Origin of the sequence: Myxococcus sp. CA040A, assembly GCF_013336725.1 — a bacterium.
Lineage (GTDB): Bacteria > Myxococcota > Myxococcia > Myxococcales > Myxococcaceae > Myxococcus > Myxococcus llanfairpwllgwyngyllgogerychwyrndrobwllllantysiliogogogochensis.
The window spans coordinates 126501-152247 of sequence record NZ_JABUMR010000005.1; the positions used below are offsets into that span (position 1 = coordinate 126501).

A 25747-nucleotide genomic window follows, 5' to 3' on the forward strand; every position below is an offset into this window, starting at 1 on the left:
ACTTGCGAAGAAATAACCTGAATCGTACGTCTTCACCATGAAGACATGGGAGCTGCAGCCGAAGCCGGGGTTTGATGCACTCACGCGGGCCGAGCGCCCCTCGCCCAGCGTGGGCGCGGGTGAGGTGAAGGTGCGCGTGGAGGCGGTGTCGCTCAACTACCGCGACGTGCTCATCGCGAAGGGCGCCGAGAAGAACCTCAAGTCACCGCGCGTGCCCACCTCCGATGGCGCCGGCGAGGTCATCGAGGTGGGTCCTGGCGTCACGCGCTGGAAGGCAGGCGACCGGGTGATGGCCAACTTCTTCCCTCACTGGGTCGACGGCGAGCTGAGCGACGCGCACCACGCCAGCGCGCTCGGCGGCAGCGGGGTGGACGGCATGCTTCGCGAAGAGGTGGTGCTGCCGGAGCACAGCTGGGTGCGAATCCCAGCGGGGTACTCGTTCGAGGAGGCCTCGACGCTCCCCTGCGCCGGGCTCACCGCGTGGCAGGCGCTGTTCGAGGTCACGTCGCTCCGGCCGGGTGAGACGGTGCTGCTCCAGGGCTCCGGTGGCGTCTCGGTGTTCGCGCTGCAGCTCGCGAAGGCCGCCGGCGCGCGCGTGCTGATGACATCGAGCAGCGCGGACAAGGCGGCGAGGCTGCGCGAGCTCGGCGCCGAGGAGGTCATCGACTACCGGGCCGAGGCGAAGTGGGGCGAGCGGGCGAAGGCGCTCACCGGCAGGCGCGGCGTGGACCTCGTGGTCGACGTCGGTGGCCAGGCCACCTTCGACCAGTCCTCCGCGGCGCTGCGCTACGGCGGCACGATGAGCATGCTCGGCGTACTCACCGGCGGACGGGGCGAGGTGAACCTGCACTCGGTCTTCTACCGGCGGCAGACCGTGCACGGCGTCTACGTCGGCTCGGTCTCGATGTTCGAACGCTTCGTCGCGGCGCTCGAGCACACCCGCATCAGGCCCGTCATCGACCGCGTGTTCGGCTTCGACGATGCGCGCGCCGCCTGGGAGCACCTCGCGAGCGGCCAGCACCTGGGCAAGGTCGTCGTGAGCCGCGCCGGGAGGACGTCATGAACGTCCTGCTGGTCTATGCCCACCCCGAACCGCGTTCACTCAACGGGGCGCTGAAGGACCTCGCCGTGAACCACCTGACCGCGCTGGGTCACGAGGTCCGCGTCTCCGACCTCTACGCCATGGGGTGGAAGGCGGTCGCCGATGGCGCTGATTTCCTGAACCATGATGCCAGGGAGCGACTGTCCTATGTGGGGGCGTCGAAGCACGCCTTCGCCAACGGCTCTCAGAGCCCGGACATCGAGGCCGAGCAGGAGAAGCTGCTCTGGGCCGATGCCGTGCTCTTCCAGTTCCCGATGTGGTGGTTCTCGATGCCGGCCATCCTGAAGGGTTGGATTGACCGGGTCTTCGCCTACGGTTTCGCCTACGGCGTGGGCGAACACGGAGGCGAGCGCTGGGGCGACCGCTATGGCGAGGGCACACTGGTGGGCCGCCGCGCCATGCTGTCCGTCACGATTGGCGGGCGCGCGCCGCACTACACCGAGCGAGGCGTCAACGGCGCATTGGATGACCTCCTCTTCCCCATCCAGCACGGGGTCCTCTTCTATCCCGGCATGGAGGTCCTGCCGCCATTCACGGCGTATCACGTGGACCGGCTGACAGAAGAGCAGTGGCCGTCCATCGCGGCGGCGTTCAAGGCGCGTCTGGACGGCTTGTTCACCGACGACGTCATCCCGTTCCGGAGGCAGAACGGTGGCCACTACGACACCCAGCAGGTGCTCAAGCCCGGCCTCGGGCACGCGGCCTCCGGCACCAGCATCCACCTGGTCAAACCGGACGAGCCGGAGCAACTGCCAGTCGAGGTGAGCCCGCGCGCGACGGGAACGCGCTGAGCACTCGCCCGGAGCGAGCGACGACGTCCAGCTCAGCTGAAGGTCGTGGTCAGGTTCAACGGACCCACGGGGACGCCCACATCGCGGCCTGCGGGGTCATCCGAGGGCGTCTGCCAGGCGTTGGCCTGCGTCACGGTGGCGCCCCCGGCGTCGTTCTTGATGGACATGTTTCCATTGTGGCCCGCGGGGCTGATTTGACTGGTGTCGTAGCCACTCCAGCCCGTGCCGGCATTCGCGAACGTCGCCTCCCCCCAGGTCTGACCTGAGTTCGCGCCAGGATTCGCCGTACCGTCCTTGGACACGCACCACGCCACGCTGCTGTTGGTGTCGAACGCCACGACCTGCGACTGGCCGGGCTGCAGGGTGAAGGTCTTCGGCGTGCTCTTGTCGAAGTTCTGCCCATCATTCGGGCCACCGTTCTCGCCCGTCTTGTTCCAGAGGGTGACGGTCTGCGGCTGGCCCGTGTTGTTGGTGAACGTGTTCGTGTACTTGTACTGGCTCTTCTGGCCCGGGTCGATGAGCAGCATGTTGCTGTTGTAGGGTGAGCCGACGTTGTTGCGGCTCAACCACGGCTCACTCGGGTTCGCCTGCTGCGTGGACCCAGCGGAGGGCGCGCCGAAGCCGGGCCCCGCGTCACTGGTTGATGAAGCCCCCGAGGGCACGCCCGCCGCGCGAGAGCTTCCTGGCCGGGTCGGGGCCGGCTCGAAGGAGTCCGTCATGAGCTTCTGCCACACGTCGTTGCGCGGCTGGCGCGCGGCAGTGCTCTCCACTCCCTGGACCGGAGCCGAGACGGGCTGGCTGGTGGAAGTGCCCGCGTGGGGAAGGGAGAAGCAGGAGCGATTGAGGACCGAGATGGACATTTCAGACCCGGGGAAGCCGAAGAGTGGGGGCAAGCCCAGGGAGGACACCCAGGCCGCCATGGCGAGGCACGCGGGGGCATAGAGCAGGACGCATGCCACCCCGCCGGCCCCATCACCCACCAAGGGCGTGGCGCTCCTCCTCGTGGGAGATCAAGCACTTGGGGCGGACGCACGCGACAGCTCAGCCCGCTCGACACCGAGGAGCCCGATGACGGCATTCATCCCCCTGATGTCCCGTGTCATCAGCTACTCGTGAGCGCGGGTTGCCCGCTGCTTCGCCGACGGGGCCGTCGAGCCGTGCTTCATCACCCAGTCCAGCACCCGGCGCGCCCGCGTGGAGAGCTGCCGGCGTGAGGGATACACCGCGAAGACGTCTCGCGGCTCCAGGGTATGCCCCTTCACGGTGAGCGACACGAGCGCGGTGCCTTGCTGCTCGACCATCTCCCTGATTCCGCTGACCACGCCCAGCCCCTCCTGGGCAGCGGCCAGGGCCACCCGGGGGTCATTCACCGTGACGCGAACATCCCTGGGTCGGACTTCTTCGACTCGGCCGTCGCGGCGGCGCAGACGCCAGACCCCTTGAGGCCGCGAGAGCACCGCTGGCACGTCCTGGAGTTCCTCCCGGGTCAGCAGGGTTCGCCCCTTCAAGACGTCTTGCACGAAGCGTGGGGAGGCCACGAACACCGACTCGATGCTCCACAACCGTCGGGCCACCAGCTCGGCGTCGAGGATGGGGCCGACCCGGAAGGCGATGTCGAAACCCTCTTCCACCAGGTCCACCTTCGAATTGGTGAGCAACAGCTCCACGTCCACGCGGGGATGCCGGGCCATGAAGGAGAACAACAAGGGGGCGATCCGCTGGGCTCCGGACGTCACGGGCGCTGTCATCCGCAACCTGCCCGCGGGCTCCTCCTCCCGGTCCATGGTCTGGTCGAGCACTTCGCCCAGCTGGTCCAGGAGCGGCCCCGCGCGCTCCAGCAGTCGAGCCCCCTCCAGCGTCAACCCGACCCTCCGCGAGGTGCGCTGGAGGAGCCGAGTCCCAAGCGATTCCTCCAGGAGCGCCACCCGGCGGCTCACCGTGCTGGTGGGAATGCCCAGGCGCCTCGCAGCCTCCACGAAGCTCAGCTGCCGTGCCACGGCCACGAAGAGTCGCAGGTTCTCGCTCATCATCATCCCATCCATGGGATGGAGTCTTTCATTTCATCCCGTGGTTGCAATCGTCTTCGAGCGCTAGTCATGCGTCATGACCCTCGAACAACAACATGTCGTGGTGGTGGGAGGCTCCTCGGGCATCGGGCTCGGAGTGGCCCAGGCGGCGCTGGAGCAAGGCGCGCGTGTGACGCTCGTGAGCCGTTCCCCTGAAAAGCTGGCCCAAGCCGCCGAGCAGCTTGGGAGCCCGGACCGTGTGCGAACCGTCTCAGCCGATGCAACCGAGGAGGATGCGGTGCGCCGGCTCTTCGAAGTGCTCCCCCCGGTGAACCACGTGGTCGTCACGGCGGTGGAGGCTCGCTACCTTCCCATCAAGGAGATGGACTTCGCCGCCGCGCGCCGCATCATCGACTCCAAGCTCATGGCTGCGTTCCATGTCGCAAAGCATGCGCGGCTCCAGCCCGGCGGCTCGCTCGTCTTCACCACGGGAATCGCCTCGGTGCGCCCCATGAAGAACGGCTCTGTCATCGCGGCGGTGAACGGCGCCATCGAGTCCGCCGTGCGTGCCTGGGCCCTGGAGCTCGCGCCGGTGCGAGTGAACGTCCTGTCGCCCGGCTGGATTGACACGCCCGTCTGGGATGCAGTCGCGGGGGACGCCAAGGGCCCGCTCCTCGAACAACACGCGCGCCGCCTCCCTGTGGGACGCATCGGCACCACCACCGACACGGGCCATGCCGCGGTGTTCCTGATGAGCAACGGGTTCACCACGGGAGAGGTGCTGCACGTGGATGGTGGACATCCCCTCGTCTGACCACGGCCCGCCAGGCCAGTGGACCTTCCTCCCCCGCTCAGACGTCAGTTCGAGGTCCCTCCATCGGCACCGTCCGAGAAGGAGCTCCCAACAGCGTGTGAGCAGCCGTTGAACGCGGTGGGGCTCGAGGAGGAGAGCCTCCTGGCCCACCCGCTCTGGAAGGAGTGGTTCGCGGGGAGTGGGCTCCAGGACCCAGTGTTCGCTCTCGGCCATCCGCAAGCCTTTCAGGAGGATTGCCTCAGGACTTCGCGAGCCGGAGCTTCAATTCCGGTGTCCCCTTCACCTCTTTCAAGGACTCTTCGCATGGGCGCGATTTCCACGAAGGATGGCAGGCAGCCCTTCGACGGGGACCGCGGACAGGGGCGCCCCATCGAGTCCTCGCACGCCAGGCTCCCCGCCGGAGCGGCCTGACACACTTCCAGCAGTTCGACATCCCGACGCCGACGCGCCACGAGGACGTTGAGCGACCCGTCCCGCCGAGCCTCGGTGTCTCAGTTCACCTTTCGTGGGGGGTCAGCCAATGCGGAATCGACAATCATGGTGGTGTGGGGCCGCGGTGATGATGACGGTCCTGGTGCCGGCAGCGGCGCGGGCCTTCGCCGAGGACGTGTGCTACCCGAAGGGCTCGGGGACGGTGGCGAACTGCACGACGTTGCCCAAGAGCTGTTCACTCAAGGAGCCGACGAGCCCCCGGTGCCGCGCCGAGGCGCTGGAGGTGCTCCTCTCGGCCCCAAACAAGTTCGACGGAGGGCGGAGCGTCGTCCATTCCGACGCCACCTACCTCATGGCGCGGGCTGTGGGCTTCTCCTTCTCCGATGCCTATTGGATTGCGGCCTACGACGAGGCGACCGACCTCGGTCAATTCATCCCGCGAGACATTTACGGGCAGCCCGTGCCGGGTGCGGCGGACCTGACCACGGTCGACGTCAGTGGACTGGTGCGCACCAACCTCAGCACGGGAGGCGTGCTCTACCACTACCTGGCGCCCTACAACGGCGTGCTGGCGGTGCCGCCCACGGGGGTGAATGGGCTCGCGCCCGAGGTCGATGACGCGGACACCGAGGTGATGCTCGCCCACACGCGTGCATGGGCGATGGAGGGCGCGGGCGCCGCCGCGCCGTTGTGCACCGCGGGCCTGACGGTGGCGAGCCCCGGGGGAGACCTCGCGACCGGCTCGGCCTGCTACACCGACAAGGGCGGCGAGTCGGTGGAGGTGAAGGGGCTCATCGGCCTGTACGACGACCTGGCGATTCCCTTCACCCTCTCCACGGGGGAGCAGGTGATCTCCGTGTCTTCCGACAGCGGCACGCCTCCCGTGCTCTCCAATCAGTTCGACACCTGGGTCGGTGGCGGCGCGTCCCATGTGGCGGATGCGCGGCTCGGCATCCACCTGCACGCGCTGGCGGACCGCATCTCCCACCACGTCTGCACGGACCGCGCGGAGTTCGTCGGCCCCGTTGGCGTCGACGGTGGCTTCCGCCAGGACTTCACGGGCCATGAATGTGGCCAGGGGCTCCATTCCCTCCGGCACCTGTATGAGATTGGCGTCGACTTCTCCAAGCTCAGCCCGCAGGACCGCACCACGGCCGCCACGCTCTCCGCTGTCTATGACGAACTGGTGGTCTTCGCTCGACTGAGGGGGGTGCTCATCCCCGCCGCGACGGAGCCCGCCTTCAAGGCGGCGTTGATCAACGGGCAGCTCCTGCCCGCGATGCAAACGCCTGAAGTGCTGTCTCGGCTCGCCAGGCTCAGCGCCACGGCCTGTGGACGGGGCTGGTCGCCGTTCCCCGGGTCACCGAGCTGCCCGCGAACCACTCCCGAACCAGAGGAGTGAGCAGCGCCCGGGGAGGGGCGTGTCCGGCTTCGCGCCTCTCCCTGGAACGCCTCGTCCCTGCTCGGAGGCGACCGCGCATCCGCCGACTCCGAGCTTCAACAGGACGGCTACGGGCAGATGAAACGGATGTCCGTATAGTAGGGCGTCACCTGGCCCGACACCGTGATGTACCCCTCACAGTCGTAGTGCCAGGCCCCGGCCCAGGTCGTCTTGGTCGCGCTGGTGTAATAGGTCCGGTGCTCGCCGTACCGCACTTCTCCGCCCGGCGGCTCTGAGTGCTGCTCCACCGTGCTCACCTCGGCCGCGGGGGTTGCCTCCTCGGACTGCTCCGGGGGCGGCCCACCGCAAGCGCTGGCCAGCAGCGCGGACATCCCAACGACCCAACGGGACAGCGTCATCATGAACTCCTTGTGACAAGTATCGATGTTTCAATTGTAACCCTAGCAAGGTCCATCATCGGGCGTCCATCCAGCGCCAGTCTCGCGCCGCGGAGGGTGGCTCGTGGCCAGCCGCGAAGAGGTCCTGCTGTCGACGGAGAACAAGAACGTCGTGCGCGTGATACCCGTGCGCGAGACTGACACTCCACAATCCCTCACATGTGGCGCTCAACTCCGGAGCGGACGTACCGCGCGACTCGAATGTTCGCCCAGGCGTGCGGCTCCTTCGACACAAACCGGGACGGATGTCCTCGCCTGGACGGAGGGCCTGTCAGCCCGATGAACCAGGCGGCCACGTCGTCTTGGGCACACCGTGGCCGTGTGCGATGCTTTGCCCATGGCGGATGCGCTCGAATCAGACGCGGCGGCTCCAGGAGGGATGAACCGCCGCCGGTTCCTGACGTGGGTGGTGGCTTCTCCCACGTTGATGATTGCAGCCAGGCTGGGGCTGGACGTGCCCGAGGCGGCGGCAGCCGAAGCGCCCGTGACGGAGGCGCAGACGCCGCTCAGCCTCTACATCGCCATCCAGTTGGACGGGCGTGTCGTCACCACGCTGCCACGTACCGAGATGGGCCAGGGCATCACCACGGCCGTGGCCATGCTGGTCGCCGAAGAGCTCGACGTGGCGCTCGACTCGGTCGACGTGCGCAGCGCCGACGCGGACCCTCGCTGGCTCATCCAGCTCACCGGGCTGTCCTCGACGATGCGCTACCTGGCGGGGCCGCTTCGCTCCGCCGCGGCGGAGGCGCGGGCACGGCTCGTCACCGCCGCCGCGCTCCGCCTTCGGGCCCTCGCCTTCACCCTCACCACCGCCAACGGGGAGGTGCACGCACCCGACGGCCGACGCGTGGGCTATGGCGAACTGGCGGAGGACGCCGCGCACGTGCTGCTGCCCGCGGTCTCCTCCCAGCCCAAGCCTCCGAGCGAGTACACCGTGGTCGGTCGACCCACGGGACGCATCGACGCGCTGGACATCGTCACCGGTGCGGCGCGCTATGCGCTGGACCTCGACGTCCCCGGGGCACTGCCCGCGGTGGTGGCTCGGCCTCCGACGCTGCGAGGCACCGTCCAATCCTTCAACGATGCCGTGGCCCGAGCGATGCCAGGCGTGGTCGGCGTGGTGCCCCTGGCCTCGGGGGTGGCCGTGGTGGCCCAGACCTTCGCGCAGGCGTTCGCGGCGCGTGACGCCCTGCAGGTCTCCTGGGCAGCCGGCCCAGCCAGCACGCTGTCCGACGTCGACATCCGGGCCCGGCTGCGCGACGCGATAGGTCCCAGGCCCCTGCCCCCGCTGCTGACGACCCGGACCGTGGAAGGACGCTTCGACTTCCCCTACCTCGCGCATGCGACGATGGAGACCCAGAGCTGCGTGGCCCGGGTGCAGGGGACTCAAGCGGAGGTCTGGCTCGGGGCGCAGGACCCCAAGTACGCGCAGCGCGAGGTCGCCAGGGCGCTCGGCTGGGACCTCGCCCCGCAGCGAGTCACCGTGCACGTCGTCCGGGCCGGTGGCGGCTTCGGTCGCAGGTTCTTCAATCAGGTCGCGGTGGAAGCCGCGCTCGTCTCGCGCGCCATTGGCCGGCCGGTGAAGTTGATGTGGAGCCGCAACGACGACATGCGCCACGGACACTTCCGGCCCGCCAGCCACCACCGCATCCTCGCCCACCTGGGGCTGGGAGGAAGCCTCCTCGGCTGGAACCACCGCGCCGCCATTCCCACCGTGGAGCTCCCCCACGGCTTTGGAGATGTGCTCACGGCGCTCGCGGGTGAAGTCCTCCCCAACGTGACGAGCGCGGTGTTCTTCGCCCTCTCCCAGCGCCTCCACTACCGGTTCGGACTGGTGGGCCACGAGCTGCGCGAGGTCGCGATTCCGATTCCCACCGCCTCCTTCCGCTCGGTGTTCACCAGTCAGGTGGGAGTCGCCAACGAGGTCTTCGTCGACCAGTTGGCTCGCGAGCTCCAGGTCGACCCCGTGGCCCTGAGGCGCTCGCGGCTCACGTCCAGCCGGCTCAAGGCGGTCCTGGAGAAGGTCGTGTCCGAGGGCCAGTGGGGCCGAGCGCTGCCGCCCGGAGTGGCCCAGGGCGTCGCCGTCCTCGAGGAGTGGGAGAGCGCCATCGCGCACCTCATCGAAGTGGACGTCACGGGAGGCACGCCTCGGGTGCTGCGCGTGGTCATCGCCGCGGATGTCGGCCTGCCCATCAACCCGAAGGGCATCGAGGCGCAGCTCCAGGGCGCGGCGGTGGACGCGATGTCCACCACGCTGAGCGCGGGCCTCCACATCGACGCGGGAGCGGTGCGCGAGGGCAGCTTCGCGGACTACCGGTGGCTGCGAATGAAGCACGTCCCGTCCGATATCCAGGTGCACCTGGTCCGGTCGGATGACCGCGTGGGCGGTGTGGGAGAGCTGGGTTATCCCAGCGCCGCGGCGGCCCTGGCCAACGCGATTGCCCGGGCGACCGGCACGATGCCCACCCGCTTCCCCATCCTCGACGAGGGAGTCTGACCATGGTGGCCCATCAATTCATCCTCAATGGTCAGTCGGTGACGGTGGAGACGCCCGCGGACCTGCCCCTGCTGTGGGTACTCCGCGATGTGCTGGGTGTCACCGGCCCCAAGTATGGCTGCGGGGTGGGCGTGTGCGGCGCCTGCACCAGCCACCTGGATGGAGAAGCCTTCCGTCCCTGCATCCACCCCGTGGGAAGCACGGCGGGCCGCGAGGTGATGACCATCGAGGGGCTGGGCGCCCAGGGGCTGCATCCCGTGCAGCAGGCGTGGGTGACCGAGGACGTGGCCCAGTGTGGCTTCTGTCAGCCGGGGCAGATCATGGCCGCCGTCGCGCTGCTGAGGAAGAACTCCCACCCATCCGACGCGGACATCGACGCCGCCATGAGCGAGAACGTCTGTCGATGCGGCACCTATGTCCGCATCCGGGCCGCCATCAAACGCGCGGCGTTGTTGCTGCGAAGTGGAGCGGGCGTCAACGGCGGGTGATGCCGTGAGCGGCTGCATCCCGTGGTGGCGTGGACTCCCCTCGAACAGGGAGTCCACCCGGGCTCACGCGGCGACGCGCTACTCCTCGGCGCGGACCCAGTGCTGGGTGCGGCCCAGCAGCGACATGCCGATGTAGCCACGGACCTTCAGCTTCTTGCCGCCGTCCTCGAGGGCGATCTTGCACTTGTAGGTCTTGCCGTTCGCCGGGTCGAGGATGGTGCCACCGGTCCACTCGTCGTCGTCCTTCTTCAGGTCGCGCAGGATGGTCATCCCGATGATGGGCTGGTCCTTGAGCGAGCCCTGGCACTTGTCACAGACCGGGTTCTGCTCTTCCTTGGGGTCGCGGAAGAGCTTTTCAATCTTGCCGACGAGCTTGCCGTCCTCCTCGGAGATGACGATGACCGACTTGGGCTTCTTGGTCTCGTCATCGATGGTCGTCCACTTGCCGACGGCGCCATTCGTCGCGGCGGGAGCGGGGGCCTTGTCCTCGGCCAGGGCACTCGAGGCAAGCATCAGGGTCAGGGAAGCGAGTCCGAACCACCGGGTTGCATTCATGTCTTGAGGTCCTTCTGCGCGGGGGGCTCACAACGGAGGGGGCTTGCGCTCAAGCGTCCCATCACGTCGTTTGTACTCCACCGCTGTGCCGACCGGCAGCCCTTCCTCGCGTTCTGTGCAGCGCTCAAACGTGCCGCTTCGCGGCATGCACGGCCCGTGGTGCCTCCCCTGCATGGTGGAGTTGTCACCCCGGGAGGAGCGCCCCCATGCTGACGAGGAGACGGCGAGCCCCCTATGCTGCCGTCGTCCACCCCCTGGAACAGATGACACTCCCGGGAGGTCCCAAGGTCGCATGTCCCCTCCCCGCCCGCTCACGAGACAGGCACTCCAGATCTCCATCTGGCTTCGCGCCGAGGAAGGTTTGCCTGATGCTCCGCTGTAACGACTGTTCCCGCCCTGTCGCCGCGCGATGGCCGCGCTGCCGGTGGTGTCGCGCGGTCCGGCACCGGCCATACGGCACCGAGGTCGCCATCCTCGATGCCTGGCTGGACACGCTCCGCAACTTCGGCGCGTCCCTCTCCCTGCCGCTCGCCGGTGCCGCCGTGGGGCTGTACCTCGACGACCAGCCGCTTTCCGCCGCGCTCCTGGGGCTCTACGCGGTCCTGATGCTGGTGAGTCACCTGCTGCTGCCCTGGTTCGCGCTGTCGTGGCACGTCGCGCAGGGGCTGTGGGGGCTGGGAGTCCTCACGAGCCTCGGCTTCATCACGATGGGGCTCGCCGAGACCGCGGTGTTCGCGGCGCTACCGGTCATGGTCTCTGTCGCCATGCTGAAGTGGAGAGCCCCTTTGCTGGCACGACTCGCGGGCAGTACTCCCGAGCCGAAGCAAGCACCTCGCCGTCCGAGCCGCTGGGGAGGCTGCGAGGTTTGCGGCGAAAGCAACGCCCGGGTGGTGGCACCGGTGTGGTGCGTCAGCATGCTCGTCGTGACGACGCGCTGGACGGGGGAGTTCCACCGTTTGTGCGGGCACCATGCCCTGCTGCGCGCCCTTCCCGCCACGCTCTGCAGCGCCCTGGTCGGCTGGTGGGGCATTCCCTGGGGCATGTTCTGGACGCCGCTCGCCCTCTATCAGAACGTCGTTGAAGGGGGCGTGGAAGAGGACCCCAACCAATACGACGCACGGGTGTCCGCTGATCCGCTCCATGGACGGTGGGAGAGCTACCTGCCGCCCATGGCAATGGCGCTGGGGCTGCTGGGCATTCCGTTCGGGCTCCTCGTGGTCATGAGCAAGCTGGGACACTGAAGCGCCCCAACCGCACGTCGCATTATCAATCAGGCCTTACAAGCCCATGGGCTTCGGCGCGCCTGGTCCAATCAGGACCCGGGGCGTACCTTTCTTCGTGAACAGGGTGCGGCAGACCCGAACTGACCCTCGGCGCGCGTCGGACAGACCGGCTCGAGGCCGTCGTCGCGGACATCGCGCGAGCGGGCGGCCAGGCAGGGGCTCGGAAAGACCCACGGGAGGAAGAGCCATGAAGAAGCGCAGACTCGGGAAGAGCGACCTGGAAGTATCAGCCCTCGGACTTGGCTGCATGGGTATGAGCTTCGGCTACGGCCCGGCGATGGACCGAGAGCAAGCGATTGCGCTCATCCGAGCGGCCGTCGAGAAGGGCGTCACGTTCTTCGACACCGCCGAAGTCTATGGTCCCTACACGAACGAGGAGCTCGTGGGCGAGGCGCTCGCGCCCTTCCGCAAGCAGGTGGCCATCGCCACCAAGTTCGGGTTCAGGCTCGATGAGAACGGGAAGCAGGCCGGCATGGACAGCCGGCCCGAGCACATCAAGCAGGTCGCCGAAGCCTCGCTCAAGCGGCTCAAGGTCGAGACCATCGACCTCTTCTACCAGCACCGTGTGGACCCGAACGTGCCCATCGAGGACGTCGCCGGCGCGGTGAAGGACCTGATTCGTGAAGGCAAGGTGAGGCACTTCGGGCTCTCCGAAGCCGGTGCGCAGACCGTCCGTCGGGCGCACGCGGTCCAGCCCGTCACGGCGCTGCAGAACGAGTACTCACTCTGGTGGAGACGGCCGGAGGAGGACGTGCTGCCGACCCTCGAGGAGCTGGGCATCGGCCTCGTCGCCTTCAGTCCGCTCGGTAAGGGCTTCCTGACGGGGAAGATCGACGAGACGACCTCCTTCGCCAAGGACGACTTCCGCAACATCGTCCCGCGCTTCACCGCCGAGGCCCGGAAGGCGAACCAGGCGCTGGTCGACCTGCTGACCCAGGTCGCCGCCAGGAAACAGGCGACACCGGCACAGATTGCGCTCGCGTGGCTGCTCGCCCAGAAGCCGTGGATCGTCCCCATCCCAGGCACCACGAAGTTGCACCGCCTCGAGGAGAACCTCGGCGCGGCCCGCATCGAGCTGACGGCGAAGGACCTTCACGAGCTCCGGGACGCGGCCTCGAAAATCACCGTGCAGGGTGCGCGCTACCCGGAGGCGCTGGAGAAGACGACAGGCCGCTGAATCACCGCGTCCCACGCGCCGGCACAGGCGCTCGGCAATACTCCGGGGAGCAGCGACCCCGGCCTTTTCGCGAGGACACCGCGGATGCGTGAAGTGAAGCGCCCATGCGTGGATGACTGGCCGGATTTCAATCGACGAACTGAGCGTGCTGGTGGCGCCCATCGCCGATGGTTCCATCGGCGCCCCGTCGATCTTCGATGCACGCGAGAGGAAGGGCCCCACTCGCCACCTCAAGCGGGTCTCCTTCGAGAAGCGCACCGGCGACCTGCTCTGGCTGCGCTACAAGCCCAAACGCTGAACCGACTTCGCCATGGGGAGGGTCCTCCTCCTCACTCCTGGGAGAAGGCGAGCCGCAGCTCTCCTTCCGCGTCACGCTCGCCCTTCACGTCCACCACGAGCTTCTCCAGCGTCCCCGTGAAGACGAACGGCACCTGGTAGCGAGAGCTGACAGCCGTGCCCGTGTTCCGCCCCACGAGCAGCCCATAACCCGTCATGGCGCTGTACATCGCACCCATCTTGATGCCCTTGAGCGCCCCGACCTGCTCGTCGTCCATCAACAGGACCACGTCGCCCGTGGAGAAGTCCGGCTTGAGGTGTTTTCCCGTCGGCGTGAAGCGAACCCCCAACCTGTGCTGCCCGGCTGGGACCACCCGGGTCGAGGACACGGCGTACTCCTCGATCTTGAGGTAGTTGTGGACGTAGTGCAGCCGGCCCTCCTGGACGAACAGGGTCCATCCACCGAACGCCCCGCCAAAACAAGCCAGCACCCCCTCCGCGCCAGCGTCAGGGAGGGAGACAAACGCGGTGACGGTGTGCGGCTTGCCCAGCAGCGCGGGCCCCGCCAGCGGGTGCAGGTTCGACGTGCCCGTGTAGAACGTATAGCGCTCCCTGGGCAGTGCCGCGACCGGGCGCCCTGGGTCCGCGGCGCGCTCATAGCGCCGGTCGTCGAGCGGCCGGACCTGGTACTTCCTGGCCTCGACCTCCCACAGCGCAATCAGTTGCTGGAGCTTCTCGGGGTGCTTCGCGGCGACATCGTCGAACTCCGTCGTGTCGACGTCGGTGTTGTAGAGTTCCCAGCGGTCCTCGTCCCAGGACGTGCCCTTCTTGTGCCACGCCACGGCCGTCCAGCCGTCCGACCACAGGGCCCTGCTGCCGAGCATCTCGTAGTACTGCACCTTCTTGCGAGTCTTCGCCGTCGCATCGTCGAACGTATAGGCGAGGCTCACGCCCTGAACGGGCATCTGCTTGACGCCATTGACTGACGTGGGCTCGGGGAGCCTGCCCACTTCGAGCAGGGTCGGAACGATATCGATGATGTGGTGGTACTGATTGCGAATCACTCCCCTCGCTCGAATCCTCGCGGGCCAGGAGATGATGAGCGCGTCGGTGTTGCCGCCCATATGCGTGTCCTGCTTCCACTTCTTGAAGGGCGCGTTCCCCGCGAGGGACCAGCCCATCGGATACAGCGGGTCCGTCTGGGGACCGCCCACCTGGTCCAGGAGCAGGGTCATCTCCTCCACGGTCTCCGGATTGAAGTTCCGATAGCGGTCCGTATTCGTGACGCCGTGCTCCAACCCTTCTTGAGACGCCCCGTTGTCGGAGGCGACCAGGATGAGCGTGTTGTCACGGAGCCCCAGTTCGTCGAGCGCGGCGAGCAGGCGACCGATGTGGTGGTCGGCATGGTCGAGCATCCCGGCGAAGGCTTCCTGGAGCCGGCAGTACACCGCCTTCTGCGCCTCGCTCAAGTCGCTCCAGGCGGAGACCGCGGGGTCTCGTGGAGTCAGTCGCGCGCTCTCGGGAAGGATGCCCAGCGCCTTCTGCCTCGCGAGCACCTCCTCGCGGACCTTGTCCCAGCCCTGCGCGAACCGACCCCGGTACTTGTCGATGAACTCCCGGGGCGCATGGAGCGGTGAGTGGCAGGCCCCGAGCGCGAGATACGTGAAGAAGGGTCGCCCGGTGTTCGCCTGCTGCTGGTCCCGGATGTAGGTGATGGTCCGGTCCACCAGGTCTTCAGTCAGGTGATATCCCGGACGCGTGGGCGTCTCGATGAACTGATTGTCCTGGACCAGCAACGGCGCCCACTGGTCGGTCTCTCCTCCGAGGAACCCGTAGAACTTCTCGAAGCCCATGGCGACCGGCCAGCGGTCGAACGGCCCCGCGGCGGTGTAGGCGGTATACGGGGTGAGATGCCACTTCCCGAGGGCCATGGTGTTGTAACCATTCTGCTTCAGTACTTCAGCCACCGTGGCGGCGCTCTTCGGAATCGACCCGTAGCTGCCAGGAAAACCCGTGGCCGCCTCGGTGATGGCGGCGAGCCCCACGGAGTGATGGTTGCGACCGGTGAGCAACGCCGCGCGCGACGGTGAGCAGAGCGCCGTCGTATGGAAGTTGTTGTACCGCAGCCCCGTGCTCGCGAGCGTGTCGAGGTTCGGCGTCTCGATGGGGCCGCCGTAACACCCCAACTGCCCGAAGCCGACATCGTCCAGGAGGATGATGAGCACGTTCGGCGCACCCTCCGGCGCGACCAGGGGGAGCGCGGGTGTCCAGTCGGGCACGGAGTCCTGGTAGGTCTCGCCAATCGTCCCACCGAAGGCAGACGGCTCGGGCGGCAGGACGGTGCGGTCCGGCGTGGAGTGATTGTGTTTCCTGGAAGTCATGCGAGGCCCCCCGCTGCATGGAGAAAAGAGACTGGGGAGCGGAGGGTGCGCAGGCAATGACCGCGCCCCGCCTGGCCCGAGCGGAAGACACAGCAGCCAATGCTCCTCACGCGTGCCCTCCGGGCGGAAGCTCGCTATCCTAGGAAGGCTTCACATCCCCGAATTTCTCTCCGAGGGTCTCATCATGCGCAAGAGCATCATGGGTGGGCTGTTGGCGGTTGGAATGCTGGCGGGCTGCGGCGGTGTCGACAACGTGGGTGAGGACTCCCAGTTGGGCACGCGCGAGGACGAGCTCCCCTTCTGTGAAGGGTTCTCCTTCGTCACGTACTACAGCGACGCGACCTACAGCGTGCAGGTCGGCCATGGGGACTGCAGCTGTGGCCATACGCTGCGCGTCGTCGGACAGAAGACGGACTTCGCCGTGTATCTCCCCGAGAACTGTTGAGCAGCGTCGCCCCAAGGAAACCTCGGCCCGCGTGTCGCGCCTCGCGGCGCGGCACCAGGGCACCAGCCCCCGCGCCGTGGTACGCATCGAGGGCATGAGGATGAGTCCGCATACGCCGCGCGGTATCGCAGTCATCCTCGGCCTCGGCTTGACGCTGGCCGCGTGCAGACCGCCGGCGCCTCCCGCCCAGTCCCTGACGTGGGTGACCATTCCCGCCACGGACCCTCGGGTGCGCTACACCGGGCGGACCTACCGCGCCCCCACCGGCGTCATCTTCTCCCACCCCGGAATCACGATTCGCGCGAGCTTCTGGGGAGACGCCGTGCGGATGCAGCTCAACGACATGGGGCTGGGCGGCGAGGTGGGGACCAACTTCTTCGATGTCGTGATTGACGGAGCACCGCCCCAGCAGCTCGCGGTGCATCGCGGCCAGCTCACCTATGAGCTCGCCACCGGCCTGGACGAGGGACGGCACACGGTGGAGCTCGTCAAGCGCACCGAGTCCTCGGTGGGCGCAAGCGAGCTGGTGGCACTGGAGGTCCATGGCGAGCTTCAGGAGCCTCCCGCACGCGAAGGGCTCCGGATGGAGTTCATCGGAGACTCCATCACCTGTGGCTACGGCAACGACGTCACCGTCATCCCCCAGCCACCGCCCTGGAGCGCGCCGACCTTCACCTCGAAGCACCAGAATCCCCAGCGGAGCTACGCCTGGCTCACGGCGCTGGCGCTGGGCGCGGAGCCCGTCCTCCTCTGCTATTCCGGCCGGGGGGTGTATCGCAACCTGGACGCGTCGACGTCGGGACTGCTGCCCGCCATCTACGAGTTCGCCGTCCCGGACCAGGCCGTCCCGTGGGACTTCTCGCACGAGTCGCCCGACGTGATTGTCGTCAACGCCGGCACCAACGACACCTTCGCCGGCAGTGGCACCGACGCGTACCTTCCCGATGAGGCGACCTTCAAGGCCGCCTACCGGGCCTTCCTCGAGCGACTTCGGACGCTGCACCCACGGGCGCACATCGTCTGCACGCTGGGCAGCATGACGGACGGGCACAAGGACGCCGAAGGAGCTGGCGGGCCGCCGTCGGTGCATGTCGGCCAATGGATTTCCGACCTCGTGGCGGAACGTCACCAACAGGGGGATGCCCGGGTCTACCGCCACGAGATGGCCGAGCAGGTCCCCGAGCTCGACGGTGTCGGCGAGGATTGGCACCCGTCCGCCGCCACGCACCGGAAGATGGCGGCGGCGCTGAGCCAGTTCATCGAAACAGTCGTGTGCCCCTGTCGCACGTCTCCGTGACGTGGACCTGGAACACCGGTGAGCCCCCCACCTTCGCGTTCACCGACCTGAGCGGCCACGGCTCAAGCGCTGGCGAGTCTCTTCCGCAGCCAGGCGTCCACCGAGAATCGCCCGGGCCCCACGGACAGCAGCACCACCGCGATGACGAGGTACAGGAGCGCTATCTCGTAGCTGCCCGTGTGGCCGACGAAGGGGTCTCCCCGAATCACCGCGTGGAAGTGCACCGCGACCGCCATCGTGAAGAAGAGCCCCAAGGAGGCCAGGGGCACCAGCGCCCCCAGAATCCACGCGAGCCCGCCGCCGAACTCGGAGAGCGCCGCCAGCGCCTGGAGCACGCCCGGCGTGGAGGCCTCGGCCCCCATCCAGTGGAACGGGTCCTGAATCTTCGACCATCCGTGGAACATGAACGCGGCCCCGGCGACGACCCGGAGCAGCAGGAGCCCCGTGCTGGCCAGCGTCGATGGGGGTGGAGGAAACAGCGAGGCGAGCTTCATGGCAGTCCCTTCGAGGAGCGCGGCACCTGGGCCGGAGCGGGGACATAAACCGGCGGGTCCGCGCACGCGCTCTCGCTGCCAATGGGTTGGAATCTTGCCGAAGCCGGCGGCCCTCACGCGGGGCGGACACCGCGGGGCCCGGAAAATACAGAAGGCCCGACCCACGAATGGATCGGACCCTCTGGGTGAATCACGAAGTCGTCAGGATGACGATGGGCTTAGATCGGGCGAACGTTCTGAGCCTGCAGGCCCTTGGGGCCCCGGGCGACATCGAACTCCACCTTCTGGCCTTCGGCCAGCGAGCGGAAGCCGTCCGCCTGGATCGACGTGTGGTGGCAGAACAGGTCCTCGCCCCCGCCGTCCTGGGTGATGAAGCCGAAGCCCTTCGCATCGTTGAACCACTTCACGGTACCGGTTGCCATTGCCTTGTTCTTCTTTCATCGCGGACAGGGAGAGTCGCCGTCCGGCCCCACAGAGTATCAACCCTACAAGACGGTGCAGCCTAAGCATCTGCCTTGGAAGATGTCCACCCCCACGCACGTCACCCATGACGCTTCTGCCCCTTCTTTCACTTCTGGACGGGGCAACGCAGCGAGCCAACGTCCGCTCTGTTCCAAGTTTTCCCCTGCTAACGGTCTGCCAGCTCCGCCAGCCCGGGATTACTGGTGCCCGGGGAGCCGCCCGAGGCCTCGGAGGCCGCCCCCCTGGCGGCCAACGGAGGGACCGCACTTCGCGGGGCCGAGCGTGGAGGCGAAGTACGGCGTGTAGAGGTCGGGCACGAGGGAGAAGTTGCAGGTGTTCACCGCCTCCGGCGACAGGCCCTGGTGCGACTGCATGTAGCGGGCGACGTAGTCGCGAACGCCGTCAGCGGAGGTCCAGAGCACGCGGCCCTCCTTGAACATGGCGTACCCGCCTCCTCCGCCCGCGCGGTAGTTGTTGATGGCGACGATGAAGACCTGGTCGTCGGTGACGTCCGCGCCCTGGAAGCGCAGGTGCGTGAGCCGGGAGCCTGCGGGCTTCGTCAGGTCGTAGCCGTAGTCGATGCGCGAGTAGAGGTCCCAGTTGTAGTCGGCGACCACGGGCGAGGTGGCCTTGGCGCCCTCGGGCCTCGCGGGCAGGTTGCTCGCGTCGAGCGTGCCGAAATAGCGGGTGTTCATCTCCAGCGCGCGCCGGAGGATGGAGCCGTTGATCTCCATCACGTACAGCGTGTTGTCGTAGATGTAGATGCTGTAGGCGTCTCGCAGGGTGACGTCGCCGGCCGGCAGCGCCCCATCGTTGGTGAAGAGGGCGGCCAGGGACAGGTCCACGTCGAAGCCGGCCTCGTGAGCGGCCTCTTCCTGGACGATGTTGATGAGGTCCCCCAGGGGGCTGTCGACGTAGCGTCCCGCGAAGCCGCCCGGGAACGGCGCGGTGGTGGTGCCAATCTTCTGGTTCACGTAAGCAACGGTGGTGTCGTGGTAGTTCTGGGTGAGCTGCGTGACGGCGGCATCCGCGGCGACCTTGTCGTCCACGACGTGAAGCCGGGCGTCATGAGCGTCCACGCCCCAACGCTCCCCGTTCCAGGTGACCTGAAGCTGAACGTCCGCCAGGTGGCTGCCCCAGCGGTTGGGCTGGGTGAGGAGGACCTCGCGGCCTTGCGGGTTCTTCAGCAGCATCTTCGGGATGGGCTGGTGGGTGTGGCCGGTGAGGAGCACGTCCACGTCGGGCACGCCCTGGGCAATCTGCACGGCCTCGTTCTCGCCGGGGAGGTTGCCCCGGTCCGCCCACTTCGAGTCATCCGCGTAGTCGGCCAGCCACGAGTCGGGGTTGCTCGCGCTGCCAACGGGCTGCCTGTCCGGGCCGCTGTGGATGGCCACCACGACCACGTCCGCGCCGGCCTGCTTCATCCTCGGCACGTAGGTCTTCGCCGTCTCCAGCGGGTCATCGAAGCGCAGGCCGGGGATGTTCTCCGCGCGCTCCCACGTCGCCACGCCGGGCGTCACGAGGCCGAGGATGCCGACCGTCACGTCGCAGACCTTGGTGAGCACGTAGGGCGTGAAGACCTCGGAGCCGTCCGCGCTGTCGCGCACGTTGGCGCCGAGCAGGGGGAAGTTGACCTCGCTCTTGAACTTGTTGAGCACGTCGAGGCCGTAGTTGAACTCGTGGTTGCCCACGGCCATGGCCACGTACCCCAGCTCGCTCATCGCGGCGGCCATGGGGTGCCGGGGCGCGTTGTCCACCAGGGCATAGTAGGTGCCGAGTGGCGTGCCCTGGATGGTGTCACCGGTGTCGACGAGCAGCGTGCAGTCCGGGTTCTTCTCGCGCTCCTGATTGATGAGCGTGGCCACCTTGGCGACGCCGCGCTTCGCGTCGGGCTTCCCGGTGAAGTAGTCCCACGGGAAGATGTTCGTGTGCAGGTCGCTCGTCTGCAGCAGCGTCAGCGTGCGCGGCGAGGTGTCCCGAGGAATGGGCCGGGGCGGCACGTCGGTGGATTCACAGGCTGTCAGCAGCGAGCAGGCCCCCACGAGGCAAACGGAGGCGGTGCGCAGCTCGCGCATCAGGACAGGGAAACGCATCAGAAGACCTCGACGAGGAGTGATGCCGGGACGAACCGCCCAGCGCGAGGGGACCCTAACGCTCCCCTCTGACGCGTCCCACCCTCGAGCCCCCGCGATGCCCACCCTTGAACCTCTCGCGTCCACCCCCCCGAGGAAGCTCCGGGTGCACCGCCACGGCGACAGGCCGTGGCGTCCCCGCGAATGAAGAGCCGGGCGCGCACGAACTGCCCTTCACAGGGAAGCGCCGCTCCTCGCGAGTCCCGCCCTCAGCGGGCGCTCGTCATGATGCCGCCCTGCTCCAGCAGCCCGAAGAGGTCCAGCAGCGCCTCCACGGGGAAGACGTAGCCGTACTCGGCATAGGCCGCGTCGCGGATGTCCGCCACGGAGCGCCTGCCGTCGGCGTAGCTCGCGATGGCGTCGGGCAGTTGGTAGAAGCGCAGCTCGCCTTCTCCGCGCTCTCGCAGGGCGGTGGTCGCGTCGTTCAGCGCGGCCTGCACGGCTGCCACGCGGGGCTTCGTCTCGGGGCTGGCCTTGGTCACCACCTCGTCGAACGCCGCCAGCTCCTGCCCCTTCACGCGGCGCGGAACGAAGGCCCGGGCCCGGCGCTCGGCCTCGATGGGCGGGGGCTCTCGCGAGGCCCCTCCGCGCGCCTTGACGTCCGCCTCCACGCGCTCCAACGCCTGGGCCTCGGAGGTCTCCAGCGTCCTGATCAGGGCCCGCACGGCGGCTGCTGGCGCGCCCAGGAGCTGGCAGGAGCGCAGGGCCTCGCGCTCGCGCTGGTAGCCGGCGCGCACCACGGCGCGAGCCAGCCGGGAGGTGCCCGCGACTTGAGCGCCGGGGGCCGAGGCCAGGTCTCGGCGGGCCCGGAACTCGTCCTCCGCCACGCGCCGCACACCATGCACCGCCACCAGCCGCGCCAGGTCCAGCGCGCCCGAGCCCTCCGCCCAGGCGGCGACGGTGATGGAGGCCAGGCCCGCGAAGGCGGCGCGGTGAAGCTGCGTGGGGTCCACGTTCTCCGGCCGGTCGCCGCTGGTGTGGTAGCCGTCATCGGGCCAGGTGGAGAAGGCCACGCCCGGGATGCCGTGGTCGTTGAAGAGCTGGTGGTCCGAGCCGCGACTGTAGCGGTCCATATGCGCATCCAGCGGGTCCTGGGAGCCGGTGACCGAGCCGATGCGGAAGTCCTTCCGAGGCGGATACGTCACCCCGTTGAAGCGGTTCATGAAGGCCACGGTGGACTCGGACACCGCGTTCACGAAGCTGCCATTCCAGTCCGGCGTATAGGACACCAGGAAGCGGGAGTGGACGCGGGACAGGCTCGCGCCGAGCATGTCGAAGTTGAAGTGGGCCACCCGCCGCACGGGGTCCGCGCCGTGGTGGGAGAACCACTCGCGGGTGCCCTCGAACTCCGGCAGCCACAGCACGCGCACGGTGCGCACGGGAGGAGGCAGCACGCCCCGGCGAATGAGCGTGGTGTACGTGCGCACCAGCTCCAGCAAGGTGGCCGAGCCCGAGGCGTTGTCATCCGCCCCCGGCTTGTAGTGGTCCAGGTGCGCGGTGAGGACGACCTCCTCACCGGCGCGCGTGCCGGGGATGACGCCACTGACGATGCTGTAGTGCCCCGGGTACTCCTCGGAGGCGACGCTCACGTCCACCTTCACCGGGCCCGTGCGCATCTGGGCTCGCAGCTCGCGCCCCTGGCGGTCGGAGACCATGAACAGGAAGGGGTTCCGCGCGCCCTGGGGCACCAGGCCCGGCGGGACGATGGCCCAGCCCACCTGGTCCGGGAAGTCGCCGTCCATGCGGTGGGGCGTGTTCCAGGGAGGCGTCGAGTAGGAAGAGACGACGCCCACCGCGCCGAGCTTCGTCACCGCCGTGCGCAGGGTGGCACTGGGATGGCCACGCGTGAGCGCCACCTTGCCCTTCAGGTCCTTGCCCGCGTACTCCTCATCCCGGGCGCCGGTGCCCACGTCGACCAGCTCCAGGCCCGTGCCCTCGAAGCTGCCGCTCTTCAGCGCCAGCGACATGGGCAGGTCCGCGTGGGAAGTGACTCTGTACCGGTGGGGGCCCGTCACCCACAGCTCACCCCGCGCGGCGCGCCACTGGGGCGCATCCTTCATCGGCTCCAGGCGCACGTCCTTCAAGCCGGCGGCCTCGGCGGCGGCCTTCGTCCACTCGGCCGCTTCGGTGTAGCCCCCCTGATTGTCCCGGGCGAGCAGCGCCAGCCGCTGCACCCCATCGTGGATGCGGTCGCCGGAGCTCTCCTGGATGAGCGCGCGCACCACGTCATCCCGCAGCACCAGGCCGGTGGTGGGCGACACGGGCCCCAGTGGAGACGAAGGCACCTGGGCGGCGGCGCTGAGCGCGGCGAGGACGACGAGGGCGGCGAAGGGGCGTGGGAGGGTGTGCATGCGCTGTCCTATTGTGCGTGCTGGGGCAGGCCGTCGCCCAACTCGTAGTAGTCGCCCTTGTCGGCCACGAAGATGTGCTTCGCGAGCCGGGTGTCCGTGGGCGAATCGAAGGCGCCCATGGCGATGGCCACCACGCCCTTGTTGAGCGGCTCCCAGAAGAGCACCGACCCGCAGGTGGAGCAGAACCCTCGCCGCACCTTTTCGGAGGAGCGGAACCAGGTGACCTTGTCGGCGCCGTGAATGGTCACCGCGGCGCGGGGGACGTCCGTGGATGCCCAGAAGTGTCCCGATTGCTTGCGACACTGTGAGCAATGACAGGCATTGGGTGGCGGAAGGGGGCCCGTGACTTCGAACGTGATGGCTCCGCAAAGGCAGGATCCTCTGTGCATGGCGTGCTCCTCTCTTCGTGGTCTACTGGGAGTCCTCTGCCGCTTCCGCGTCGCTGATGAATTCGCCATTCACCATCCGGCCGCGCTCCTCCAGCCGGTAGGAGGCGTTCTTGTCCTTCGCCATCGCCCCGTCCTGGCCGACCAGCTCGAAGGTCGCGACATCGACACCTTCCATGCGCCGCCCCACGCCATACACTGCGACACCATCCGTCCCGTAGTAGGCGCTCAGCAGCCGGAAGCGCTCGGCGTCGACGCCCGGCAGGGCGCTGGCGCCGTAGAACACCGTGTCCTGGTCTTTCGACCAGTACGAAGTCTCGCGCAGCACCTCGAAGCTGTCCCGGTCAGCGCCCGGGAGCCGCTGCTCATGGAAGTAGATGCCGTGCTTGTCTTCAGCGTACCCGCGAGCGCCCCTCCTCAGCTCCCGGAAGGTTTCGGCGTCGGCGCCCAGCACCTCGGACAAGCCGATTCCGGCCGCGTGATAGAAGACCTTCCCGCCCTTGATTTCGTAGCTGTTCCGGAAGGCGAAAAAGAGAAAGCCGCCGGAGAAGAACAGCACGACCCCCACGAGGACGAGGACGCCGACTGCGAGCACAATGATTCGGGTGGGGCTCATGGCCGCCGAGCCTAGCGTGGGGCGTTTTCACCTCGCAGCAAAACCCACGACTCCGTCAGCCGCGCTGGACGGCGGTGTCACCCACCGCGTCCACGGAGTCGCGTCCCGTCAGGGCGCGGGGTGGAGCGGCGAGCCCCTCCACCGGCCCGCCTACCAGTAGCGACGCGGAGGCGCCACGCGCGGCGGAGGCGCCGGCAGCGGCTCCAACATGCCGCACTTCAACAGCCGGTCGACAGCTTCCTTGACCGACTTCGCGGAGATGTCGCAGCCCTCGAGGCTCTGCGTCGCCTCCGAGACGGTCCGCCCTCCTGCCTCGAACTCCACCAGGTAGAGCCCATCCTCCGCGGCGAGCCCGAGCGACGCACCCCAGGTGGCGCGCGCTGCATCGAACTGGGCACGACCCGTGCCGGACTTGGCCGCTTCAATCATCACGGAATACGCCGCCACGGCTTCCGTGCCCTTGGGCGAAAGCCGGAACTTCTGCGCCCGCCCGTACCGCACCTTCTCTGTCTCGTCACTCATACCGCGACCTCGATGGCAGGCTGCCCCATCCGCTTGAGCCACCGCACGTGGCTCTTCAATGCCGCACCCACGCTCTCGTTCGCCCGATAGCGGATGCCGTGCTCCCGACAGGTGTCCTCGACGATACGAGACAGCGCCGGGTAGTGCAGGTGACACACCCTGGGGAAGAGGTGGTGTTCCACCTGGAAGTTCAGCCCCCCCAGGTACCAGCTCACCAACGGGTTGCCCCGCGCGAAGTCCACCGTCGAGGCGACCTGATGTGAGGCCCAGTCGCGAGGAAAGGTGGCGCCACCTTCGGGTGGCAGGGAGAAGTCCGCTTCCTCCACACAGTGCGCCATCTGGAACACCGTGGCCAGGATCAACCCGAGCACGAACGAGGTGAGCGCGTGGCACAACAAGACCTGCCAGAGCGGGTGGAAATACCACGGCAACAGCAGCGACCAGCCATAGAACAGGAGCTTCCCGCCCACGGCCCCGGCCAGCTTCCGCTTGTTCGGGCGCGGCATCTTCTGCCGCCCCACGCGCCCGTTGACCAAATCCTTGAGGTCATCGACGAAGTGCCACTTCACGGTCAACAGCCCGTAGAGCAACCAGATATAGGCGTACTGGAAGCGATGCGCCTTCAGCAGTCGCTGGCCTGGTGCGAGCCGACACAGCGGCTGGATGTCGATGTCCTCATCGAGCCCCACCACGTTCGTGTGGCTGTGATGGAAGATGTTGTGTTTCCAGCTCCACACGTAGGACGAGCCGCCGATGGCGTCGAGCGTGCCGCCCAGCAGCTCGTTGATGCCACGATGCGCGGAGTAGCTTCCGTGGTTGGCGTCATGCTGGACGCTGAACCCCACGCCCGCGATGGCCAGCCCCAGCGACAGGCACCCGGCGACCGCGCCCCAGGGGCCCGTGGCGCCGAAGACGAGCCAGGCATAGGACGCCGTGAACCAGCCCAGGATGATGACCGTCTTCGCGTACATCCAGGGGAGGTCGCGGGGTGAGCGCCCGCTTGCTCCCAGGTAGAGCTCCACTCGCGCCTGGAGGTCCTGGAGAAAGGCCCCTGACTCGAGAAACTTCGCCTTCGTCGCGTGCGACAACGTCCACCACCTTCACGCCCCAGGGACACCATCGGTGGAGTCTGGAGTCGCGCTGGGAGGACCCCGCCGCGGCCATCGCCTGCCTGGTGCCGAAGGTCCATGTAACACATCGACCCCACGAACTGTTCCGGCCTCTTGGGCCCCGAAGCTCCCCGGGCCGTCGCCAAACAGAACGCCCCCCTGGCGTCCATGTCGAACCCTTGCATCCAACACCGCGCCAACAGTGGGCCTCTGTGCGCAGCCGCCTTCCCCCGCGTCGACATTCCACGGGGGCGTGACTCGGACGCATGCGGATTGAGCAGCGGCTTGGATT

23 protein-coding genes and 1 pseudogene are annotated in these 25747 nt (G+C 68.0%); 11 read left to right on the top strand and 13 right to left on the bottom strand.

What is annotated here, in order from left to right; all coding sequences use genetic code 11:
• The first annotated feature begins 37 nt into the window (after positions 1-37).
• Positions 38-1063 carry an NAD(P)-dependent alcohol dehydrogenase gene (locus HUA75_RS22390; protein ID WP_174487557.1) on the top strand — a complete coding sequence of 342 codons (1026 nt, stop codon included), beginning with the start codon at positions 38-40 and terminating at the stop codon, positions 1061-1063.
• Positions 1060-1893, top strand: a complete 834-nt coding sequence (locus HUA75_RS22395; RefSeq protein WP_174487558.1) for an NAD(P)H-dependent oxidoreductase — start codon at positions 1060-1062, stop codon at positions 1891-1893. Before HUA75_RS22390 ends, HUA75_RS22395 begins: the two co-directional genes overlap by 4 nt.
• Before the next feature lie 32 nt (positions 1894-1925).
• Here the strand turns inward: HUA75_RS22395 and HUA75_RS22400 are convergent, their stop codons facing one another.
• Complete coding sequence (locus tag HUA75_RS22400; RefSeq protein ID WP_174487559.1) at positions 1926-2753, bottom strand: hypothetical protein; 828 nt, start codon at positions 2751-2753, stop codon at positions 1926-1928.
• A 246-nt stretch (positions 2754-2999) separates the two neighbouring features.
• Positions 3000-3920: a LysR family transcriptional regulator gene (locus tag HUA75_RS22405; protein ID WP_254627705.1), complete on the bottom strand. Its 921-nt coding sequence runs from the start codon at positions 3918-3920 to the stop codon at positions 3000-3002.
• 76 nt (positions 3921-3996) lie between these two features.
• On the opposite strand from HUA75_RS22405, the gene HUA75_RS22410 reads away from it, so the two are divergent.
• Complete coding sequence (locus tag HUA75_RS22410; protein WP_141640357.1) at positions 3997-4713, top strand: SDR family oxidoreductase; 717 nt, start codon at positions 3997-3999, stop codon at positions 4711-4713.
• A gap of 559 nt (positions 4714-5272) precedes the next feature.
• Positions 5273-6547, top strand: a complete 1275-nt coding sequence (locus HUA75_RS22415) for a hypothetical protein (protein ID WP_174487561.1) — start codon at positions 5273-5275, stop codon at positions 6545-6547.
• A 107-nt stretch (positions 6548-6654) separates the two neighbouring features.
• On the opposite strand, the gene HUA75_RS22420 is transcribed toward HUA75_RS22415, so the two are convergent.
• On the bottom strand, positions 6655-6948 hold the full coding sequence (locus tag HUA75_RS22420; RefSeq protein ID WP_254614798.1) for a hypothetical protein: 294 nt from the start codon (positions 6946-6948) through the stop codon (positions 6655-6657).
• A gap of 373 nt (positions 6949-7321) precedes the next feature.
• Here HUA75_RS22420 and HUA75_RS22425 point away from each other — a divergent pair, with 373 nt between their 5' ends.
• Complete coding sequence (locus HUA75_RS22425) at positions 7322-9481, top strand: molybdopterin cofactor-binding domain-containing protein (protein ID WP_174487562.1); 2160 nt, start codon at positions 7322-7324, stop codon at positions 9479-9481.
• Between the two features lie 2 nt (positions 9482-9483).
• On the top strand, positions 9484-9969 hold the full coding sequence (locus HUA75_RS22430; RefSeq protein WP_141640360.1) for a (2Fe-2S)-binding protein: 486 nt from the start codon (positions 9484-9486) through the stop codon (positions 9967-9969).
• Between the two features lie 78 nt (positions 9970-10047).
• Here the strand turns inward: HUA75_RS22430 and HUA75_RS22435 are convergent, their stop codons facing one another.
• A complete protein-coding gene (locus HUA75_RS22435) occupies positions 10048-10524 on the bottom strand; it encodes a DUF2147 domain-containing protein (RefSeq protein WP_141640361.1) in 477 nt (158 codons plus the stop codon).
• A gap of 368 nt (positions 10525-10892) precedes the next feature.
• Between HUA75_RS22435 and HUA75_RS22440 the strand changes: the two genes are divergently transcribed.
• From HUA75_RS22440 to HUA75_RS22450, 3 genes and pseudogenes are all read left to right on the top strand, one after another.
• Positions 10893-11765, top strand: a complete 873-nt coding sequence (locus tag HUA75_RS22440) for a hypothetical protein (RefSeq protein ID WP_141640362.1) — start codon at positions 10893-10895, stop codon at positions 11763-11765.
• Positions 11766-11994: 229 nt separating this feature from the next.
• Positions 11995-12984: an aldo/keto reductase gene (locus HUA75_RS22445; RefSeq protein ID WP_174487563.1), complete on the top strand. Its 990-nt coding sequence runs from the start codon at positions 11995-11997 to the stop codon at positions 12982-12984.
• Between the two features lie 130 nt (positions 12985-13114).
• A pseudogene (locus HUA75_RS22450) lies at positions 13115-13282 on the top strand (deaminase); the annotation flags it as partial.
• A gap of 31 nt (positions 13283-13313) precedes the next feature.
• On the opposite strand, the gene HUA75_RS22455 reads toward HUA75_RS22450, so the two are convergent.
• On the bottom strand, positions 13314-15641 hold the full coding sequence (locus HUA75_RS22455; protein ID WP_174487564.1) for an arylsulfatase: 2328 nt from the start codon (positions 15639-15641) through the stop codon (positions 13314-13316).
• Positions 15642-15825: 184 nt separating this feature from the next.
• Between HUA75_RS22455 and HUA75_RS22460 the strand changes: the two genes are divergently transcribed.
• Positions 15826-16086 carry a hypothetical protein gene (locus HUA75_RS22460; RefSeq protein WP_217441645.1) on the top strand — a complete coding sequence of 87 codons (261 nt, stop codon included), beginning with the start codon at positions 15826-15828 and terminating at the stop codon, positions 16084-16086.
• A 100-nt stretch (positions 16087-16186) separates the two neighbouring features.
• Positions 16187-17383: an SGNH/GDSL hydrolase family protein gene (locus HUA75_RS22465; protein ID WP_254627707.1), complete on the top strand. Its 1197-nt coding sequence runs from the start codon at positions 16187-16189 to the stop codon at positions 17381-17383.
• Positions 17384-17445: 62 nt separating this feature from the next.
• Here the strand turns inward: HUA75_RS22465 and HUA75_RS22470 are convergent, their stop codons facing one another.
• The 8 genes from HUA75_RS22470 to HUA75_RS22505 form a co-directional block, all read right to left on the bottom strand.
• Positions 17446-17877, bottom strand: a complete 432-nt coding sequence (locus tag HUA75_RS22470) for a DoxX family protein (RefSeq protein ID WP_174487565.1) — start codon at positions 17875-17877, stop codon at positions 17446-17448.
• A gap of 218 nt (positions 17878-18095) precedes the next feature.
• Positions 18096-18299, bottom strand: a complete 204-nt coding sequence (locus HUA75_RS22475) for a cold-shock protein (protein ID WP_141640366.1) — start codon at positions 18297-18299, stop codon at positions 18096-18098.
• Positions 18300-18536: 237 nt separating this feature from the next.
• Positions 18537-20432, bottom strand: a complete 1896-nt coding sequence (locus HUA75_RS22480) for a bifunctional UDP-sugar hydrolase/5'-nucleotidase (protein WP_254627708.1) — start codon at positions 20430-20432, stop codon at positions 18537-18539.
• A gap of 248 nt (positions 20433-20680) precedes the next feature.
• Complete coding sequence (locus HUA75_RS22485) at positions 20681-22822, bottom strand: M28 family peptidase (protein ID WP_174487566.1); 2142 nt, start codon at positions 22820-22822, stop codon at positions 20681-20683.
• Positions 22823-22830: 8 nt separating this feature from the next.
• Positions 22831-23211, bottom strand: a complete 381-nt coding sequence (locus tag HUA75_RS22490; protein ID WP_174487567.1) for a GFA family protein — start codon at positions 23209-23211, stop codon at positions 22831-22833.
• Between the two features lie 22 nt (positions 23212-23233).
• The gene (locus tag HUA75_RS22495) at positions 23234-23824 is read right to left on the bottom strand and encodes a DKNYY domain-containing protein (protein WP_174487568.1); all 591 of its coding nucleotides are present in this window, start codon (positions 23822-23824) and stop codon (positions 23234-23236) included.
• Positions 23825-23974: 150 nt separating this feature from the next.
• Positions 23975-24346 carry a hypothetical protein gene (locus HUA75_RS22500; RefSeq protein ID WP_141647839.1) on the bottom strand — a complete coding sequence of 124 codons (372 nt, stop codon included), beginning with the start codon at positions 24344-24346 and terminating at the stop codon, positions 23975-23977.
• A complete protein-coding gene (locus tag HUA75_RS22505) occupies positions 24343-25434 on the bottom strand; it encodes an acyl-CoA desaturase (protein ID WP_217440866.1) in 1092 nt (363 codons plus the stop codon). Before HUA75_RS22505 ends, HUA75_RS22500 begins: the two co-directional genes overlap by 4 nt.
• Between the last annotated feature and the right edge of the window lie 313 nt (positions 25435-25747).

What these genes read in the sequence shown, in the direction of transcription:
- HUA75_RS22480 (WP_254627708.1), bottom strand. Translation starts at nt 20,432, where the DNA reads ATGCGTTTCCCTGTCCTGATGCGCGAGCTGCGCACCGCCTCCGTTTGC.
- HUA75_RS22430 (WP_141640360.1), top strand. Translation starts at nt 9,484, where the DNA reads ATGGTGGCCCATCAATTCATCCTCAATGGTCAGTCGGTGACGGTGGAG.
- HUA75_RS22435 (WP_141640361.1), bottom strand. Translation starts at nt 10,524, where the DNA reads ATGAATGCAACCCGGTGGTTCGGACTCGCTTCCCTGACCCTGATGCTT.
- HUA75_RS22395 (WP_174487558.1), top strand. Translation starts at nt 1,060, where the DNA reads ATGAACGTCCTGCTGGTCTATGCCCACCCCGAACCGCGTTCACTCAAC.
- HUA75_RS22460 (WP_217441645.1), top strand. Translation starts at nt 15,826, where the DNA reads ATGCGCAAGAGCATCATGGGTGGGCTGTTGGCGGTTGGAATGCTGGCG.
- HUA75_RS22390 (WP_174487557.1), top strand. Translation starts at nt 38, where the DNA reads ATGAAGACATGGGAGCTGCAGCCGAAGCCGGGGTTTGATGCACTCACG.
- HUA75_RS22405 (WP_254627705.1), bottom strand. Translation starts at nt 3,920, where the DNA reads ATGAGCGAGAACCTGCGACTCTTCGTGGCCGTGGCACGGCAGCTGAGC.
- HUA75_RS22500 (WP_141647839.1), bottom strand. Translation starts at nt 24,346, where the DNA reads ATGAGTGACGAGACAGAGAAGGTGCGGTACGGGCGGGCGCAGAAGTTC.
- HUA75_RS22410 (WP_141640357.1), top strand. Translation starts at nt 3,997, where the DNA reads ATGACCCTCGAACAACAACATGTCGTGGTGGTGGGAGGCTCCTCGGGC.
- HUA75_RS22470 (WP_174487565.1), bottom strand. Translation starts at nt 17,877, where the DNA reads ATGAAGCTCGCCTCGCTGTTTCCTCCACCCCCATCGACGCTGGCCAGC.
- HUA75_RS22485 (WP_174487566.1), bottom strand. Translation starts at nt 22,822, where the DNA reads ATGCACACCCTCCCACGCCCCTTCGCCGCCCTCGTCGTCCTCGCCGCG.
- HUA75_RS22475 (WP_141640366.1), bottom strand. Translation starts at nt 18,299, where the DNA reads ATGGCAACCGGTACCGTGAAGTGGTTCAACGATGCGAAGGGCTTCGGC.
- HUA75_RS22495 (WP_174487568.1), bottom strand. Translation starts at nt 23,824, where the DNA reads ATGAGCCCCACCCGAATCATTGTGCTCGCAGTCGGCGTCCTCGTCCTC.
- HUA75_RS22455 (WP_174487564.1), bottom strand. Translation starts at nt 15,641, where the DNA reads ATGACTTCCAGGAAACACAATCACTCCACGCCGGACCGCACCGTCCTG.
- HUA75_RS22415 (WP_174487561.1), top strand. Translation starts at nt 5,273, where the DNA reads ATGATGACGGTCCTGGTGCCGGCAGCGGCGCGGGCCTTCGCCGAGGAC.
- HUA75_RS22420 (WP_254614798.1), bottom strand. Translation starts at nt 6,948, where the DNA reads ATGATGACGCTGTCCCGTTGGGTCGTTGGGATGTCCGCGCTGCTGGCC.
- HUA75_RS22490 (WP_174487567.1), bottom strand. Translation starts at nt 23,211, where the DNA reads ATGCACAGAGGATCCTGCCTTTGCGGAGCCATCACGTTCGAAGTCACG.
- HUA75_RS22425 (WP_174487562.1), top strand. Translation starts at nt 7,322, where the DNA reads ATGGCGGATGCGCTCGAATCAGACGCGGCGGCTCCAGGAGGGATGAAC.
- HUA75_RS22400 (WP_174487559.1), bottom strand. Translation starts at nt 2,753, where the DNA reads ATGTCCATCTCGGTCCTCAATCGCTCCTGCTTCTCCCTTCCCCACGCG.
- HUA75_RS22445 (WP_174487563.1), top strand. Translation starts at nt 11,995, where the DNA reads ATGAAGAAGCGCAGACTCGGGAAGAGCGACCTGGAAGTATCAGCCCTC.
- HUA75_RS22465 (WP_254627707.1), top strand. Translation starts at nt 16,187, where the DNA reads ATGAGTCCGCATACGCCGCGCGGTATCGCAGTCATCCTCGGCCTCGGC.
- HUA75_RS22440 (WP_141640362.1), top strand. Translation starts at nt 10,893, where the DNA reads ATGCTCCGCTGTAACGACTGTTCCCGCCCTGTCGCCGCGCGATGGCCG.